This window comes from Bacillota bacterium (assembly GCA_040754675.1).
GTDB lineage: Bacteria > Bacillota > Limnochordia > Limnochordales > Geochordaceae > Geochorda.
In genome coordinates, this window is record JBFMCJ010000034.1 from 1 (window position 1) to 16,531 (window position 16,531).

Sequence of the window (16,531 nt, forward strand, 5' to 3'; positions counted from 1 at the left end):
GGCGAGCGGCCAATGCGGCCCACGAACCGCCCGGACGCTTGCCCGTCCTGCTGCGGGCGGCCCGCTGCCGTCCCGGCCCCGCCCTCAACCCCGGTCGTCCGTCCGCAGTACGGGCAGCGCTCGGCCAGGAGCGCCTCTTGTCCACACGACTGGCACTTCATCTGCCTGAGGCCTCGCCGGTGCCGGCCGCCGGGGGCGCACGGCCATCAATCGCGCCGCCTACGCCACCCGCTCCGGCGGTCTCAACTGGGCAACCAGCTTCGCCAGATCTCGCGTCTGGATGGCGCCGGGCTTGACCAGGTGGCAGGCCACGAAGTGGTGATTGCCAATATCGATGAACGGCGGCTCCTGTACCCTACATATCTCTTCGGCAAGCGGGCACCGGGTATGAAACCGGCAGCCCGACGGCGGGTTGATGGGGCTTGGCACGTCTCCTTGCAGGATAATGCGCTCCCGCTTCGTCGTCGGGTCGGGAATCGGAATGGCCGACATCAGCGCCTGCGTGTACGGGTGCAGAGGGTCGCTGAAGAGCATGGCCTTGTCAGCAAGCTCCACGACCTTGCCCAGGTACATGACGGCCACGCGGTTGCTGATGTGCTTGACCACCGACAGGTCATGGGCAATGAACAGGTAAGTCAATCCGAACTCCTTCTGCAGGTCCTGCAGCAGGTTGATGACCTGGGCCTGGATGGAAACGTCCAGCGCGGACACCGGCTCGTCGGCCACGATAAGCTTCGGGTTGACCGCCAGCGCCCGCGCGATCCCGATACGCTGCCGCTGCCCGCCGCTGAACTCGTGCGGATAGCGCCGGGCGTGCATCCCGGAGAGCCCCACGATCTCCAGCAGTTCCTTGACGCGCCGCTCCTTGGCCGGCCCCCTGGCGATCCCGTGGATGACCAGCGGCTCGCCGATGATGTCGCCGACGGTCATGCGAGGGTTCAGCGACGCGTAAGGGTCCTGGAAGATGATCTGCATCTGGCGGCGCAGCCGCCGCATGGGCTCCCGACCCAGCTTGAAGATGTTCTGCCCCCCGAAGTAGACCTCACCCCGGGTCGGCTCCAGCAGTCGCAGCACCAACCGCCCCAGCGTTGACTTGCCGCACCCGCTTTCCCCCACCAGCCCCAGCGTCTCGCCGCTGCGAATGAAGAAATCAACGCCGTCTACTGCCTTGACGGCCCCGACCTGGCGGGAGAAGATGATGCCCCGGCTGATGGGGAAGTGCTTGACAAGCCCCTTGACGTCGAGGAGTACGCCGTTGCGGGAACCGTTTCCGGAGCCGTTTCCTGTGGCGTCCGCGTTCTTAGCTGCGCCCGCTGCCAACACCGCCACGCTCCTTACTCACGCCGGCGCCTTGGGCGCCGCCGGCCGGCGCCGAGCCCCACAGCTTCACCACTTCGCCTGGCGCCGGCGCCGCAATGGGTTCGAAGTTAGTGTACTGCCAGCAAGCCGCACGGTGACCGGGGCTCAGTTCCATCACGGGGGGCTCCAGCCGCTTGCAGATGTCTCGCGCCAGTTCGCAGCGCGGGTGGAACCGGCATCCCGTCGGCATGTTGTACGGGCTCGGTACCACGCCTTCGATGGCCTTAAGGCGCTCCCGGCTCTCATGGAGCTTCGGCACCGACTCGAGCAGCCCCACCGTGTAGGGGTGGCGCGGCCTCGTGAAGATGGATCGTACGTCGGCCGACTCCACGATCTTGCCGGCGTACATCACCACGACGTGATCGACCAGTTCGGCGATGACACCCATGTTGTGGGTGATCAGCATGATGGCGGTGCCGAGCTCCCGCTGGAGCCGCCGCATGAGATCGAGGATCTGGGCCTGGATCGTGACGTCCAACGCCGTCGTCGGCTCGTCGGCGATGAGCAGCTTGGGGTTGCACGAGAGCGCCATGGCAATCATGACACGCTGGCGCATGCCGCCGCTCATCTGGTGGGGATAGTCGTCAATGCGCTTCTCGGGCGACGGGATGCCCACGAGCTTGAGCATCTCGATGGCCCGCCGGCGAGCCTCGGCCTTGGACACCTTCTGGTGGAGGATGATGGCCTCCATAATCTGGTTGCCTACGGTGAAGACCGGATTGAGCGAGGTCATGGGCTCCTGGAAGATCATGGCGATCTCGTTGCCGCGGATGCGCCGCATCTCGGCCTCTTTCTTGCGCAGCAGATCCTCGCCCTCGAACACGATCTGCCCGTCAACGATGCGGCCGGGCGGTTGCGGGACGAGCCGCATGATAGAAAGCGACGTGACGCTCTTCCCGCAGCCCGACTCCCCCAGGATTCCCAGCGTGCCGCCCCGTTCGAGCCCGAAGCTAACCCCGTCAACGGCTGGCACCACGCCGTCCTCGGTGTAGAAGTACGTCTTGAGGTTACGCACGTCCAGGAGCGGGCTTCGCCCGTTGCCGCTCGGCCCGTTGCCCGTGGCCTGCGGCCCGGCCCTCGCCTTTGTCGTTGGTGTCGTTGATGCTGCCACCTTCGGAACAGCCTCCTTAGACCTCATAGCACGCGGCCCAGTGACCCGGAACCTTCTCCTCCAGCGGCGGGTGATCCTCCCTGGCACAGCGTGCATTAGCAATCGGGCAGCGCTCGTAGAAGCGGCAGCGCTGCGGCGGGTTGATGGGCTTGCTGACGCCACCCTTGATCCGGATCGGCTCGCTGGGGGCATCCGGATCCGGCACCGGGTTGGCCGCCACCAGCGCCTGGGTGTAGGGGTGAATGGGGCTGCGGATAACCTCTTCTGCCGGGCCGAGCTCCACGATCTTACCCAGGTACATCACCGCGATGCGGTCACAAAGATACCGCGCCACCGCCAGGTCGTGGGTGATGTAAAGGTACGTCATGTTGAGCTGCGCCTTCAGCTCGAGCAGCAGCTTCATGATACCGGACCGGATGGAGACATCCAGCATCGAGGTCGGCTCGTCGGCCACCACGAAACGAGGCCGCAAAACGAGGGCCCGGGCAATGGCGACCCGCTGGCGTTGGCCGCCCGAGAGTTCGTGCGGGAAGCGGAACTCGAAGGTCGACGGCGGCGTCAGGCCCACCCGTTCCAGTTCCTGGGCAACCCGCTCCACCCGTTCGGCGAGGCTCCCGATGCCATGCACCGACAGCGGCTCGGAAATGATGTCGAACACGGTCATGCGGGGGTTCAGCGACTCGTAGGGGTCCTGGAAGATCATCTGGGCGTTGCGCCGGAAGCGCTGAAGTTCCGGGCCCTGCAGGGCGGCCAGGTCCACGCCGTCCATCAGGATGCGCCCGGACGTGGGCAGGGTCGCCCGCAAAAGCAGCCGGCCCGTCGTGGTCTTGCCGCAGCCCGACTCCCCCACCAGGCCAAAGACCTCGCCTTCGCGGATGGAGAAGCTCACGCCGTCCACTGCGTGCACAAAGAGCTGGCTGCGGCGCAACAGGCCACCGCGCACCGGGTAGAGCTTTCGCACCTGTTCGACCTGAACCAGCGTGCCGACCGCCTGGGCCACCGGCGCCGTCTTTGCCACCGCAGTCATGCCGCGCCACCCCCTGCCTGCGAAGCCGACGCCGCGGCCGCCCTGGCCTCGAAGTCCGCCCGCACGTCCTGGCCCGAAAGCGGATGCCAGCACGCCACGATGTGGCCCGCTCCATCACCGGCCGCTTCAAGCGGCGGCATCTTTGCCCGGCACTCTTCTGTAGCATATGGGCAGCGGGGGTGGAAAGGGCAGCCCGCCGGCGGTGATAGCAGGTTGGGCGGCTCTCCCGGGATGGTTACCAGCTCCCGCTTGGGCCCGTACAGGGTCGGGAAGGAGGCCATCAGCCCTCCGGTGTACGGGTGGCGCGCCCGCTTGAAGACGTCCGAAGCGCGGCCCACCTCTACCAGCCGCCCGGCGTACATCACCGCCACCCGGTCGCTGACTTCGGCAATGACCGCCACGTCATGCGAGATGTAGATCATCGTCATGCCGAGCCTGCGCCGCACGGCATCCAGCTCTTCCAGGATCTTCTCCTGGACGATGACGTCCAGGGCCGTCGTCGGCTCGTCGGCAATGACGAGCCTGGGGTTGCAGGCCAGCGACATGGCGATGACGGCCCGCTGCTTCATGCCGCCGCTGTACTCGTGGGGGTAATGGTCCATCCGGTCGGGCGCCAGCCCCACCAGGTTGAAGAGCTCGGCGATGCGCTCCCGGGCCTGCTGGCGGCTGGCGTGGGGCTCGTGGGTCTGGATGACCTCCGCGATCTGGTCGCCGACGGTGTAGACGGGGTTCCAGGAGTTCATGGCGGCCTGGAAGATCATGGCCACCTTCCGCCACCGCACCGACCGCATCTGCCGTTCGGACAGCGTCACGAGGTCGCTGCCGTCCAGGTAGATGTGGCCTCCGGTGATACGGGCGTTGTCGGGCAGGAGCTTCATGATGGAGACGGCAAGCGATGTCTTGCCCGACCCCGACTCCCCCACGATGCCCAGCGACTCGCCCGCCTCGAGCGTGAGATCCACATCCTGTACGGCACGGATGGGACCGCGGCGCGTGGTGTACTGCATGTTGAGGCTTTCGATCTTAAGCAGCGGCAACGACAGCGTCACCTCTTCCGGAGCCGGGGGTTAACCACTTCGTCGAGCCCGCGCCCCACCAGGTAGAACGCGGCGCACAGCGCCGTGATGGCCAGCCCGGCCGGCAGCCACAACCACCAGAACTTGTCAAACATGAGCAGGTAGCCGCCGGTCTCCGCCGTGTTGATCATGAGCCCCCAGCTGATGCGGACGTTGAGCAACCCGAAGAACGAGAGGGTGGCCTCGGACAGGATGGCGCTGGTCACGTTGAACATCATGTAGAGGAACGACAGGGGCATCACGTTGGGGATGATGTGCTTGCGGATGACCCACCAGGGGCTCCCGCCCGCAAGCCGGGCCGCCTCGACGTAGGGACGCACCGAAACGGACAGCGCCTGCGACTTGATGATGATGGTGATGCCGCCAAAGCCGGACAGAAGCCCGATGATGATGGCCAGGTCGAACAGGTCGATCTCGAAGAGCGCCCCGAGCACCAGGAGGAAGGCGATGAACGGAAAGAGGAGCAACAGGTCCGCGAGCCGCATGAACAGGGTGTCGACCCAGCCGCCGAAGTAGGCCGAGATGGTTCCCACCGACGTCCCGATGACCACGCTGATCACGGCCGAGACGACGCCCAATACGAACTCCCAGCGGGTGCTGTACATGAGCTGGCTCAGGACGTCCCGTCCGTAAGGATCCGTCCCCAGCAGGTGCCCTCGCGTCGGCGCAGACGGATGCAGGATCATCGGATCGTAGCCGGTGACGGGGTCATAGACATGGGCTGGCCACACGGTGGCCATCAGGATCGGGTGGGCGAGCGCGAACAGGCCGAAGAAGATGATGATGGCCAACCCCGTGGGCCCGATGCGACTCGCCCGGAAGACATCCCAGTTTTCTCGCAAGCCCCGCTTCCAAAGCCGCCACCTGACCTGCCAGATGTTCACCGGGACCGTGCCGGGTGCCATAGGAGCCGTTGCCTGTGCCATGACGAGTGCTGTGTCACCCCTACTCCGCGGCCGTCACTTCCCCGCCCACGACACGCAGGCGGGGGTCAAGCAGGGCGTGCAGGATGTCGGCCACAATGTGAGCCACGACCACGAATATTCCGGTGAACGCAAATGCGCCAGTGGCCAGCGGGTAGTCATACAGCCGGGCCGCCTCGAGAAGGGTGAGTCCCAGCCCGGGCCAGGAGAAGACCGTCTCCGTGACGATCCCGCCGCTCACCACGAAGCCGATGCTGAGGGTGAGGCTGGTGATCACGGGAAGAAGCGCCGTGCGTGCGGCGTACCGGTCGCGCACCGTCCGTTCCGGCAGACCCCGGGCACGGGCCGCCATCACGTAATCTTCCCGGATGGTCTCCAGCATCGAGTCCCGCATGAGCAGCATGCTCCCGCCGAAGCTGACCAGCGATAGAGTCGCCACAGGGAGCACCATGTGCGACAGGATGTCCAGGGCGTAGCGTGCCAGCCCCGACTGAGCCCACCACGCCCCGGTCGCCAGCAGCCCCCCGCCCCACAGCCCGATTTCGGTCAGGACGCGGCCCGAGACGGTGCCAATCCGGGGGATGCCAAACCCGTAACCCACCAGCAACAGGCCCGAAAAGAGGGCCATGTTGGCCAGCATCATACCGAAGACCTGGTTGCTCGACAGGCGTGCGTCCCGCCATATCGCCGGGGTGATGAACTGGTTGAGGGGAACGAGCTGCAGCGTATAAGCGAACAGCCACATCATGATCAGGCCCAGCAGGGGATAGAAAGCCGTCCAAAAGGTGACGCCCGCCGCGGTGGCCGCGTAGTCGAAGCGTGTACCCCGGTGCCATGCGATGATGCGCCCCAGAAGGAAGCCTATGTAGAACGAGACCACCGTGGCCGTGAAGAACAGCACCACGGTGCGAGGCGCCCGTTCGGCGATGATGTCCCAGACAGGCCGGGGATACTGGCTGAACGAAACCCCCAGGTTGCCGGTGAAGATGTTCTTCATGTAGTTGAGGTACTGCAAATACCACGGCTGGTCAAGCCCCAGCCGGTATGCCAGCTCCTGGCGAACCTCGGCGGTGATACGCGGGTTCTGCGTGAAAAGGATCGTGATGTCGCCGGGCATGGCCTGCAGGATGAAGTAGGTCACCGTCATGTACACGATGAGGGTTACGACGGCCTGCACCAACCGGATGCCGAGAAACCTTGCCAAATACCCAGCCTCCCCAAAAAGGTACGGGAGGGCCGCCTCGATGAAACGAGCGGCCCTCCGGCTCTTGGCCTGACTACTTAACGAGCTTCACCGTGGCCTGCAGGCCGTACACGTACTGCAGACCGCCCAGCACCTTGGTGTAAGGATACTGGACATGGTCGCGGCGGTAGGCTTCCATCACGGGCGTATCGAAGAGCACGATGTACGGCACCTCGTCGGCCAGGTACTCCTGGCCCTTGAACACCAGCTTCTTCGCCTCGTCGAGCGTCGTGGCGTCCTTCAGCGCCTCGGCGATCTTGTCGAACTCCGGATTGTTGTACCCGCCGGCGTTGAAGCCGCCAAGCCCGGACTGGCTGGAGTGGAAGAAGTAGTAGATGTGGTCCGGGTAGATGCTCAAGCTCCAGCCCAGCATCCACATGTCGAAGTTCTGCTCGTCGAAGACCCGCGTCGCGATGGTGTTGAAGTCCGTCAGGCGAGCACGGAGCGGGATGCCGACTTCCTGGGCCCACCGCTCGATCCAGAGGGCGAACGTGGCGCGCAGCGGGTCATACCCGGGGGCCGGCGCCAGCATCTCAAACGGCTGAAGCGGCTGGCCGTTGGGAAGGATCAGGCCCTCGCCCGGATCGTAATCGTTCTTCTCGGCGTTTCGGATGACGGGCTCCTTGCGCCAGGAGAAGCCTGCCTGCTTCAGCAGGTCCACCGCCGCCTGGATGCGCTGGCCGCGGGTCATGCCCTGGCCCCAGACCTTGACCTCCGGGTTGAACCAGAACGCGTTACCCGGCGGCACGACCGTCGCCAGCGGGAACGCCACACCCTGCAGAATGTCGCGGGTGACGAACTCGCGGTCGATGAGGGTCGCGAGCGCCTGCCGGAACTCCTTGATGTTGAACGGCTCACGCCGCATGTTGAAGCTGATGTACCGGAAGCCATTGGTATTGTTGCGAATGACCTCGACGTTCGGGTTGGCCCGGAGCTGCTGCTCGAAGCCGCGCTGCAGGCCGAGGGAGTTGAAGATATACGAAACCTCGCCCTTCAGCAGGGCCAGGATAGCGGCGTTCTGGTTCTGGTAGATACGGTACACCACGTTGTCCACATACGGGCCTTCTATAACCGTAACCTCGGGCTGCCCGGTCGGCGCCGGATCCTTGGTCGCCCACTTGAAGCCCGTCTTCGCGCTGGTGATTCGGACGGCCCCGTTGGGGAAGGACTCCGTCGTCTCGCCGCGGAACGAGGTGTAGGGGTTCGCTACGTTCTCGAAGAACGCGCCGCGCTCCCACTTGTTGAACTTAAAAGCCCCGATGGCGTCCGGAGTAACCTCGGCCGCGAGCAGGCTCTTGACGGGGTCCTCGCTGGCCAGCGCCTTCTGCGCGATGGGCTCCCAGACCTTCTTCTGCACGATGGGCGCCTGCAGGATGCCGTACTGCCAGTCGGAGAGGCCGGGGATCTTCTTTACGTAGAAGCGGACCCTGTAGTCACCCAGCTTCTCCACCTTGTGCAGGACGTCCGGGTTGGCATAGGCAGGCCAGTTGCCGCCAAGCTTGTTGGCATCGAACCTCAGGAGCGTGTCATACGTGAAGACCACGTCGTCAGCCGTCAGGAGCGACCCGTCGGCCCACCGCAGGCCTCCCCGGATGGAGACGTCCGCGGTATACATCTTTTGGCCGCCCACGGTTACTTCCTTGAACGGGGTCGGTACATCGGCAGCGAGCGACGGGCTCCACGTAAACGTCGGCGCCACGTTGCCGTACAGGGTACCGTAGTAGATCCCGTAGGTCACATACGAGTTCCACACCGTTGCCTGGGGGCCTATCCCCGCAAAGACGTTAAGGGTGGTGGGCTCCTCGAAAATGGCTGTCTCGTAAGTGGCTGCAGCCGCCGGAAGCGCAAGGGCGAGCAGAGCCGCCACGACTACCGCTCCTACCCGAAGACGCATCATCCGCCCTCCTTACTCGAACGATTAGGTTCGGCCGCACGGCTTTTGCCCGCCGGCCGAACCTAGCTTTCGATGCTCGTGGTGCCATTCCTGCCGCCGATGCGCAGCCGCAGCCGGGGAGCGGCCTGAACGCCAGGAATCCGCCCGCGTTTGGCCACCGGCTTGCCATTTACTTCCTTGAGGTCGAGGGTCATGTCGATGGGCGGCGCAGACGAGATGTAGCTCCCAACGCCGAACGCATCGGCTCCGGCGGCCGCCAGCGCCCCTACCCGCTCGGGGGTCAGCCCCCCGGACACGAAGATCTTTACATGGCGATAGCCCGCCTGGTCAAGCCGAGCCCTGACCTCGGCCACCAGGTCGGGGGTGACGCCGCCCCGTTCGGCGGGCGTATCCAGCCGGATCCCCTGCAGCGCGTCTCCCAGCGCCTCCGCCACCCGTATCGCTTCTTCGGCCTCATCCTTGTAAGTGTCGACGAGGATGGTGCGGGGAGACTCCGGCTCCGTGTGCCGGTGATAGGCCAGGGCCCCGACCACCGTGTCCCCCAGGATGAGCATCAGCGCGTGCGGCACCGTACCGACCGGCTCCCGCCCGGCCAGCTTGGCCCCCAGAATGCACGCCGCCCCCGATGCCCCGCCCAGCAGCGCCGCCCGCTCCATGACGGGGGCCACGGCCGGGTGGACGTGCCGGGCGCCGAACGAGCTGACCGGCTTTCCGCCGGCCGCCTGCACCACGCGCCGCGCCGCCGTCGCCCACCCGCTCGACTGAGCCAGGATGCCGAGAAGCGCCGTCTCGTAGATGCCGAAGGCGCTGTAGGGCCCGTGGATGCGCATGACCACGTCCTTGGGCGAAAAGTGTTGGCCCTCATCCATGGCCCACACCTCGATGGGCCCCAGCTCCGGCGGCCGGCTTTTGAGCAAGCGCAGCGCCTCTTCGACACCGGCCAGCAATCCTTCGCTGCGGGGGAAGATCTCGGCCACCACCGGCGTGTCGGCCTTCCCTTCGGCCCGCAGCACCTGCATGGTTTTGATGAAGTAGACGTCCGCGGTCTCGCCCCGGATGATCTCGTCGTGCTCGGCGGAAAACAGCGGCCGGTCGGGGCTCACCGTAAGCGCCCTGACGGCCTGCTCCGAATCCAGCACCTTTACCGTCCCCAGCGTCCTGCCCACACCCTTGCCCCCTCCTCGCACGTCACGTACCGCTCGTTGCCCCTCGACCCGTCCCGTCATTTACCGCATGGCCCCGTTACCCACCGTACAGCCACCGGTAAATCCGCCTGAGGCGTAACACCCGCGCCACGAACTTACGGGTTTCCCGGTATGGCACCCCGCCCAGCGCGGACTCCGTCCCGTCCCAGGCGGACTCGGCAAGCCATCGCCGAACGTTGCCCCTGCCCGCATTATAGGCAGCCAGTGCCAGCGCTTCCCGCCCGTCGAACTCCTTCAGAAGCTCCGCCAGGTACCAGGTTCCCAGGCGGACGTTTACCTCAGGAACGAAGAGCAGGTCCGGGAAGAAGTCCCGCTCCCCCGCCTGTTCGGCCACCCATCGGGCGGTGTCGGGCAGCAGCTGCATCAGCCCCCGGGCGCCCCTGGACGACACGGCCGTCGGCCGGAAGTTGCTCTCCACCCGCACCACCGCCGCCACGAGCCACGGATCCAGGCCGCGCCGTGCCGCCCAGTCCTCGATGACGTCCCGGTGGTAGACGGGGTAAAGCCACCGTCCGATGGCGCGGATGTTGGCCGCCCCCCACACGGTGGCGGCCAGAAGCCCGAAAAGGGCCAGGATCCAGAGAGGTGTCAGGCGGCCCCGGGGCTGCATGGGTCGGAGACGCCCAGACGCTGGGCGAGGGCTGTCAGGATCAGGGCCGCCGTCGCCGCGTTGGTGGCGAGGGGCACGTTGTGGACGTCGCACACTCTCATGAGGGCGCTGATGTCAGGCTCGTGGGGCTGCGCCGTCAGAGGATCCCGGAGGAAGATGACCGCGTCCACCTCGCCCGCCGCCACCTGAGCGCCGATCTGCTGGTCACCGCCGTACGGCCCGGACAGCATGCGCTCTACCTCGAGGCCCGTGGCCTCAGCCACCACGCTGCCCGTGGTGCCGGTGGCCAGCAGGCGGCAGCGTTCGAGAACCGGCCGAAAGGTGCGGACAAACTCGACCATCGACGGCTTCTCCTTGTCGTGTGCCACCAGCGCGATGCGCAAGGCGAACCCATCACCTTCCAGATGCGCTCGACCTGCCGGCGGGTCCTGTCCAGGTCACCGGAGTTGTCCACCACGAAGTCCGCCAGCCGCCGCTTGCGCTCCAGGGGCCACTGGGCTTCAACCGCCAGAGCCGCCTCCTCGGGAGAAAGCCCTCTCGCCACGCTCCGCCGAAGGCACGTCTCCCGGTCGGCCCAGACCACCACCACCACGTCCACGAGCGACAGCGCCGGCCTGCCCGCCTCATACAGCAGGGGCACCTCCACCACGACGGCCGGCGCCTGCCGCTCCCGCTGCGGGCGGGAGCCCCTTCCCGGGCCGTACCGCAAAAGCCGCGCCACCCGCCGGCGGACCTCCGCCAGGATAACCGGGTGCGTCGCGGCGTTCAGGCGTTTTCGGGCTTCCCGGTCATTGCAGATGCGCTTCCACAGCGCCGCACGATCCAGTTCGCCGCCTGGCCGGGTCAGCACCTCTTCACCGAAGGCGCCCACGATGGCCTGCCAGACCGCCCCGCCCGGCGCCGACAGCTCCCGTGTCACCGCGTCGGCGTCCACCACGGCGGCACCTGCCGAGTGAAACATCTCCCGCACGACGCTCTTCCCGCTGGCAAAGCCCCCCGTCAGGCCGACGACCGGAGGACGGCGGCGGGGGCGGCGGGGGTGCGGGCCAACCTGCCGCAGCATCTCGGCCAGCACGGCCGGGGCAGGGGCCCTGGCGGGCCTACTTGCATTCTCGCCAGTTACGACCGGTCTTGACGTCAACCAGCAGCGGTACGTCAAGGTGCACCACGTTTTCCATGGCCGAGCGGACAAGCCGGGCCACGGGCCTGACTTCGCGCTCGGGCACCTCCAGCACCAGTTCGTCGTGAACCTGCAGCACCATTCGGGCCGGCCGGCCCTCCTCCTTCAGGGCGCGGTGCACGGCGATCATGGCCATCTTCATGATGTCGGCGGCGGTCCCCTGGATGGGCGTGTTCATCGCCATGCGTTCGGCAAGCGCCCGCTGCGCGTACTGGCGGGTGTGGATCTCGGGGAGGTATCGGCGCCGCCCGAACAGGGTGGTCACGTAACCCCGTTCCCGGGCCTGGCGGATGACGCGCTCCCGATAGGCCTTGACCCCCGCGTACTTGTTGAAGTAGCTCTCGATGTAGCGTTTCGCGTCTTCCTGTGAAAGCCCCGTCCCCCGGGCCAGCCCGTAGGCGGAAATCCCGTACACGATCCCGAAGTTGATGGCCTTGGCGCCGCTGCGCATGGCCGGCGTCACGGCCTCGACGGGAACGCCGAAGACCTCCGACGCCGTCCGGGTATGGATGTCCTGGCCCGAGCGGAACGCGTCGATGAGCACCGGATCCTGCGCAATGTGCGCCAGCACCCGCAGCTCGATCTGCGAGTAGTCTGCGCTCATCAGCACCCAGCCGGGCTCCCCCGCCACGAACGCCTCGCGGATCACCGCGCCCTGGTCGGTGCGAACCGGAATGTTCTGGAGGTTGGGATTGGAGCTGGAAAGGCGGCCGGTGGCCGTCACGGCCTGGTGGAACGTGGTGTGGAGTCGGCCCGTGCGCGGGTTCACCAGCGAGGGCATGGGGTCCACGTAGGTGCCCTTCAGCTTCACCAGCTGCCGGAAGTCCAGGATCTTGAGGACGATCTCGTGCCTGTCCGCCAGCTCCTCGAGCACGTCCGCGCTGGTGCTGGGGCCGGTCTTCGTCTCCTTGACAACGGGCAGCTTCAACTTCTCGAACAGGATCTGGCTCAACTGGCGGGGCGAGTTGATGTTGAACTCCTCGCCGGCCAGCTTGTAAATGGCCTGGGCGGTGGCGTCGATCTCCCGGCCAAGTTCCTCGCCGAGCCGGGCAAGAGCCGCCGAGTCGATCCTGACACCGTTGCGCTCCATCTCGGCCAGGACAGGCCAGAGGGCCATCTCCACCTCGTGATAGATCCGTTCCAGGCTGTCCTCGGCCATCCACTGCCGGAACGGGGCGGCCAGCAGGTAGATGACCTCCAGGCGCTGGGCCGCGTACTGGCGAACGGCCTCATCGAGAGGCGGCGCGCCCGGCCGGAAGAGTTCGAGGCCCGGAATGGCGGGCCCCGCCCCCTCCGCAGCGGCCGGCCGGCGCCCTTTCCCCCCGGCTGCTGCCCCGGGGCCGGCCTCCGGCATTTGAAGCTTACGCCCCAAAAAGCGCACGGCCATCTCCTCCAGGGTGTGGTGCTGGCTCGGGTTGAGCAGGTATGAACCCAGCATGACGTCGTCCACCACGCCGGCCAGCTCCACGCCCCGGGCACCCAGGGCAACTGCGGCGGTTTTGGCGTCGTGGCACCACTTGGGCGCGTCCGGATCCGACAGCCACTGCGCCAGGGGTCGCAAGTGCGAAGGCCAGTCGTCGGCCACAGCAGCGAGCATCGAGGCGCCCTCGTTGGCCGCCGCCACGAGCAGCGCCGGGGCGCGCATGGGTTCGGGGGCGCTCGGGAGCACGAGGAGCGCGGCAGGCCCGGCTGTGCGGATGCGTTCCACCCGGGCCGCAACGTCAGCTGAATCCTCACCCACCAGCTCAGGTGGCCCGAAGGGTGCCGCGCGCTCGGGGGCCCGCCGCTCGTCCACTCCTTCGACCCGCACGGCCGGCCGGGGAGCCGTAGCGCTGTCCTGCGCCGCCGTAGCAGGCGCCGCTTCGCCCGCTACCCGGCCGGGCTCCTCTACGCCGGCCTCCGGTGCGCCCCGCCCATCGCCCCGTGCTCGCGCTGCCGCACCTCCGGCCCGCGCCGCCTGCGCCACGGCCGGGAACATCCGCCCGAGCCGGTCCAGAAGCCTGCTGAACTCGAGTTCCAGGAAAAGCGACGCAAGCCGCGGTGCGTCGGGCTCCCGCAGGCGGCAGCCCTCCCAGTCCAGTTCCACGGGGATGTTGGTGACGATGGTGGCAAGGTGCCGGCTGAGCCTGGCCTGGTCGGCGTACTCCTTCAGCGCCTTGGCGACCCGGGGCGGCGCCTCGTCGGCGTGCGCCAGGATGGCCTCCAGGTCCGGGTAGCGCTGCAGGAGCTGGATCGCGGTCTTCTCCCCCACGCCCGGCACGCCCGGGATGTTGTCGCTCGGGTCACCCACCAGCCCCTTGAAGTCCACCAGCTGGCGGGGCTCGATTCCCAGGGCCTCCTTCACGTGCTGCGGCGTGAAGCGCTCGACCTCGGTGATCCCCTTGCGGGTGATGAGGACGGTCACCCGGTCGTTCACGAGCTGCAGCGCGTCCCGGTCACCCGTGACGATGATCACGGAACAGGACGGGTCCTGCTCGAGGGCCTGGCGCGCCAGCGTCCCGATGACGTCGTCGGCCTCGAACCCCTCCAGGCCGTAGACCGGGATGCCGAAGGCCCGCACCAGTTGCTCGAACCGCACCACCTGCGGCCGGAGCTGGTCGGGCATGGAGGGCCGCTGCGCCTTGTAAGCCTCGAACTGGAGGTGGCGGAACGTCGGCCCGGCCATGTCCTGGGCCACCGCCGCGTAGCCCGGCCGCTCCTCTTCCAGGAGGCGCACCAGCATGGTGGTGAAACCGTAAACGGCGTTGGTTGGCTCACCGGTGCTCGTGGCCAGCATGCGCATGGCGAAGAAGGCACGGTGCAGGAGGCTGTAACCATCGATCAAAACCAGCTTGCGGCCGGCAGGGCCTGTGCCGGGGCCGCCATTTCTTGAAGCTGACCCTTTCATGCCCGCTTCGCCCCTTCGCGACCGCCCGGTGCCGCGCACGCCCCCGCACCGGAGGCATCTTCCATTCTAGCCGGACACTGGCCGGAAAGGCCGACAGTGCTAGCGTTGCCGCACATTACAGAAAGGATGTTCGACCCCGGCTCGCCAAACTCCTCGACGCACCGGGAAAGGAGCGTGCAGCCCTTTGCGCATGCCAACCTCAGGCCGATCGCTTGCGTTCATCGGCCTTATCTTAACGCTGGTCGCCGGCCCGGTCATGGCGGGGGCCGGTCTCCCCGACCCGAAATCCGGCCAGGCCGGCGGGGCTGCCTCTGAGCGCCCGCGGACCGCGGGCCTTTACGTGGACGTGACCGACGCCGGGCTCACGAAGGCGCTGGAAGCGCTGGCCCCCACAGGAGCGCTGACGGCCTTCCCGGGTGACCAGTTCCGGCCGTCGAGGCCTATCACCCTGGGAGAGTTTGCCCGGGCGGCCGCCGCGGCTTTTGACGTGACGGTACCGGCAGGGGACGAGCCCGGCCAGGCTGCGGTGCAGGCCCTGGCGGAGCGGGGCGTGCTGCCCAGGAGCGAACGCCTCGTGGAGGGCGCGGATCTGGCCCTGTCCGTGACCAACGCGCTGTCCGCGGTGGTCAGGCTTTCGGGCATGGGAGAGGTGAGCCAGAGCTGGCCGGGCACCGGCCCTGCTTCGGCCCCGCTCGAGGCGGCCCAGGCGGCGGGCATCGTGCCCGAGTCCATCGGCCCTGATGACGCTACCCGGCACATCACCCGCGCCGAAGCCGTCGAGCTCCTGTACCAGGCCCGGACGGTCTCGACCGTGAACGGCAAGCTGGCGCTGGCGGGCCAGGGCTCTGCCACGGTGGAGTCCCAGAAGGGCCCCGTGCGCGTCCGGCTGACCGAGGGCACCCTGGTGGTGCGAAACGGCAAGCCCTCGTCCGTGGAGAGCCTGCAGAGCGGGGACCGGGTCGCAGCGGTCGTCGATCCGGCGGGCTACGTACGGGTGGTCTCGGCCACCGGCTCCAACACCCTCAACCAGACCGAGGTGCTGGCGAAGGCGCAGCAGCTGCTCCAGGAAGTCGCGCAGCAACTGACCCCCGAGCAGTGGCAGATGGTGCTGCAGGGCGACTGGGAGGCGTTGAGCGGCACGCTGATGCCGCAGCTCTACGACCGGCTGATGGCCGTGGGCATCGCACCGTGGGAGGCGGACGCCCTGCTGAACCGGGACTGGGCCTCGGTACGCGAGCTCGCCGCCGACCGCCTGGCCGAGGAGGGGGCCCAGCGTCTCAACGTCTCGCCTGAACTCCTGCGCTCGGTGCTGGCGCAGGATTGGGGCACCGCCCGGCAGCTGGCCCAACAGGAGCTGATCGAGAAGGTCATCAACGAACTCGTCCTCCCGAACGCAGCCCCTGGTGCAGGCAGCGCGCCGGGCCCGAGCAGCGCACCGGGCGTCGGCCGCTCTTAGGCCGGTTCGTCAAGCCGCACCTCGATGGGGCGGAGGATCTCCACGCGAGGAGGCCGCACCCGGCAGGAGAAGGCCAGCACCTTGACTCCCTGCCGGGCGGCCTCCACCAGTCCCCGGCTGAACGCCGGATCCGCCGCCCGGTGAGGCGAGAAGCGCAGCGCATCCGGGCGCTGCGCGACGAAGACCACGAGCGCCTCCATACCGGCCCTCCGGACGTTTGCCAGCACCTGCAGGTGGCGCTGCCCCCTCAGCGTCGGGGCGTCGGGAAACAGCGCCGTGCCGTCCTTTTCCACCAGCGTCACCGACTTGGCCTCGACCAGCGCCAGCCCGGCGGGGCCTTCCAGAAGTAAATCGAGCCGCGAGCCGGGCTCGTCGGGCACCGGATACTCGAGCCGTACCACCCGGTAACCCCGCAGCGCATCCAGCCCCCCGCCCCTCACGGCTTCCGCCAGCAGGGGCCCGGGGAGCCGCGCATCCACACTCACCCAGCTATTGGGGCCCAGCATGAAGACCGCGTCGCCCACCGTGCGGCGCCTGTCGGAGGCCTCCGACAACGCCAC

The 16,531-nt window shown here is 67.5% G+C and carries 14 protein-coding genes; 1 reads left to right on the plus strand and 13 read right to left on the minus strand.

From position 1 onward, the window contains the following. Nucleotides 1–219: 219 nt before the first annotated feature. From AB1609_03620 to polA, 12 genes are all read right to left on the minus strand, one after another. Nucleotides 220–1,323 (minus strand): dipeptide ABC transporter ATP-binding protein, encoded by a 1,104-nt coding sequence (locus AB1609_03620; protein ID MEW6045555.1) that lies wholly within the window; start codon nucleotides 1,321–1,323, stop codon nucleotides 220–222. Continuing rightward, on the minus strand, nucleotides 1,301–2,380 hold the full coding sequence (locus AB1609_03625) for an ABC transporter ATP-binding protein (GenBank protein MEW6045556.1): 1,080 nt from the start codon (nucleotides 2,378–2,380) through the stop codon (nucleotides 1,301–1,303). Before AB1609_03625 ends, AB1609_03620 begins: the two co-directional genes overlap by 23 nt. 106 nt (nucleotides 2,381–2,486) lie before the next feature. Next, nucleotides 2,487–3,497, minus strand: a complete 1,011-nt coding sequence (locus AB1609_03630) for an oligopeptide/dipeptide ABC transporter ATP-binding protein (protein ID MEW6045557.1) — start codon at nucleotides 3,495–3,497, stop codon at nucleotides 2,487–2,489. Continuing rightward, entirely contained in the window at nucleotides 3,494–4,534 is a 1,041-nt protein-coding gene (locus AB1609_03635; GenBank protein MEW6045558.1) for an ABC transporter ATP-binding protein, read from the minus strand. The genes AB1609_03630 and AB1609_03635 overlap by 4 nt, the downstream gene beginning before the upstream one ends. 8 nt (nucleotides 4,535–4,542) lie before the next feature. Then, entirely contained in the window at nucleotides 4,543–5,499 is a 957-nt protein-coding gene (locus AB1609_03640; protein MEW6045559.1) for an ABC transporter permease, read from the minus strand. Nucleotides 5,500–5,518: 19 nt separating this feature from the next. Then, on the minus strand, nucleotides 5,519–6,700 hold the full coding sequence (locus AB1609_03645) for an ABC transporter permease (protein MEW6045560.1): 1,182 nt from the start codon (nucleotides 6,698–6,700) through the stop codon (nucleotides 5,519–5,521). Nucleotides 6,701–6,773: 73 nt separating this feature from the next. Further along, nucleotides 6,774–8,633, minus strand: a complete 1,860-nt coding sequence (locus AB1609_03650) for an ABC transporter substrate-binding protein (protein MEW6045561.1) — start codon at nucleotides 8,631–8,633, stop codon at nucleotides 6,774–6,776. A gap of 62 nt (nucleotides 8,634–8,695) precedes the next feature. Beyond that, a complete protein-coding gene (locus AB1609_03655) occupies nucleotides 8,696–9,772 on the minus strand; it encodes a nicotinate phosphoribosyltransferase (protein ID MEW6045562.1) in 1,077 nt (358 codons plus the stop codon). 103 nt (nucleotides 9,773–9,875) lie between these two features. Further along, on the minus strand, nucleotides 9,876–10,448 hold the full coding sequence (locus tag AB1609_03660) for a lytic transglycosylase domain-containing protein (GenBank protein ID MEW6045563.1): 573 nt from the start codon (nucleotides 10,446–10,448) through the stop codon (nucleotides 9,876–9,878). After that, on the minus strand, nucleotides 10,427–10,789 hold the full coding sequence (locus AB1609_03665) for a methylglyoxal synthase (GenBank protein ID MEW6045564.1): 363 nt from the start codon (nucleotides 10,787–10,789) through the stop codon (nucleotides 10,427–10,429). The genes AB1609_03660 and AB1609_03665 overlap by 22 nt, the downstream gene beginning before the upstream one ends. After that, nucleotides 10,684–11,523, minus strand: coding sequence for a dephospho-CoA kinase (gene coaE / locus AB1609_03670; GenBank protein MEW6045565.1), 840 nt, complete (start codon nucleotides 11,521–11,523; stop codon nucleotides 10,684–10,686). The genes AB1609_03665 and coaE overlap by 106 nt, the downstream gene beginning before the upstream one ends. A gap of 25 nt (nucleotides 11,524–11,548) precedes the next feature. Continuing rightward, nucleotides 11,549–14,515 carry a DNA polymerase I gene (gene polA, locus AB1609_03675; GenBank protein MEW6045566.1) on the minus strand — a complete coding sequence of 989 codons (2,967 nt, stop codon included), beginning with the start codon at nucleotides 14,513–14,515 and terminating at the stop codon, nucleotides 11,549–11,551. A gap of 184 nt (nucleotides 14,516–14,699) precedes the next feature. Here polA and AB1609_03680 point away from each other — a divergent pair, with 184 nt between their 5' ends. Next, complete coding sequence (locus AB1609_03680) at nucleotides 14,700–15,971, plus strand: S-layer homology domain-containing protein (GenBank protein ID MEW6045567.1); 1,272 nt, start codon at nucleotides 14,700–14,702, stop codon at nucleotides 15,969–15,971. Here the strand turns inward: AB1609_03680 and AB1609_03685 are convergent. Next, on the minus strand, nucleotides 15,968–16,531 hold a 564-nt coding region (locus AB1609_03685; GenBank protein ID MEW6045568.1), incomplete at its 5' end, for a DNA/RNA nuclease SfsA. The two genes, AB1609_03680 and AB1609_03685, sit on opposite strands and share 4 nt — an antisense overlap.

Excerpts from the sequence above, each read along its gene's own strand:
- AB1609_03665 (MEW6045564.1), bottom strand. The coding sequence starts at position 10,789 with ATGGTCGAGTTTGTCCGCACCTTTCGGCCGGTTCTCGAACGCTGCCGC.
- AB1609_03650 (MEW6045561.1), bottom strand. The coding sequence starts at position 8,633 with ATGCGTCTTCGGGTAGGAGCGGTAGTCGTGGCGGCTCTGCTCGCCCTT.
- AB1609_03630 (MEW6045557.1), bottom strand. The coding sequence starts at position 3,497 with ATGACTGCGGTGGCAAAGACGGCGCCGGTGGCCCAGGCGGTCGGCACG.
- AB1609_03640 (MEW6045559.1), bottom strand. The coding sequence starts at position 5,499 with ATGGCACAGGCAACGGCTCCTATGGCACCCGGCACGGTCCCGGTGAAC.
- AB1609_03660 (MEW6045563.1), bottom strand. The coding sequence starts at position 10,448 with ATGCAGCCCCGGGGCCGCCTGACACCTCTCTGGATCCTGGCCCTTTTC.
- polA (MEW6045566.1), bottom strand. The coding sequence starts at position 14,515 with ATGAAAGGGTCAGCTTCAAGAAATGGCGGCCCCGGCACAGGCCCTGCC.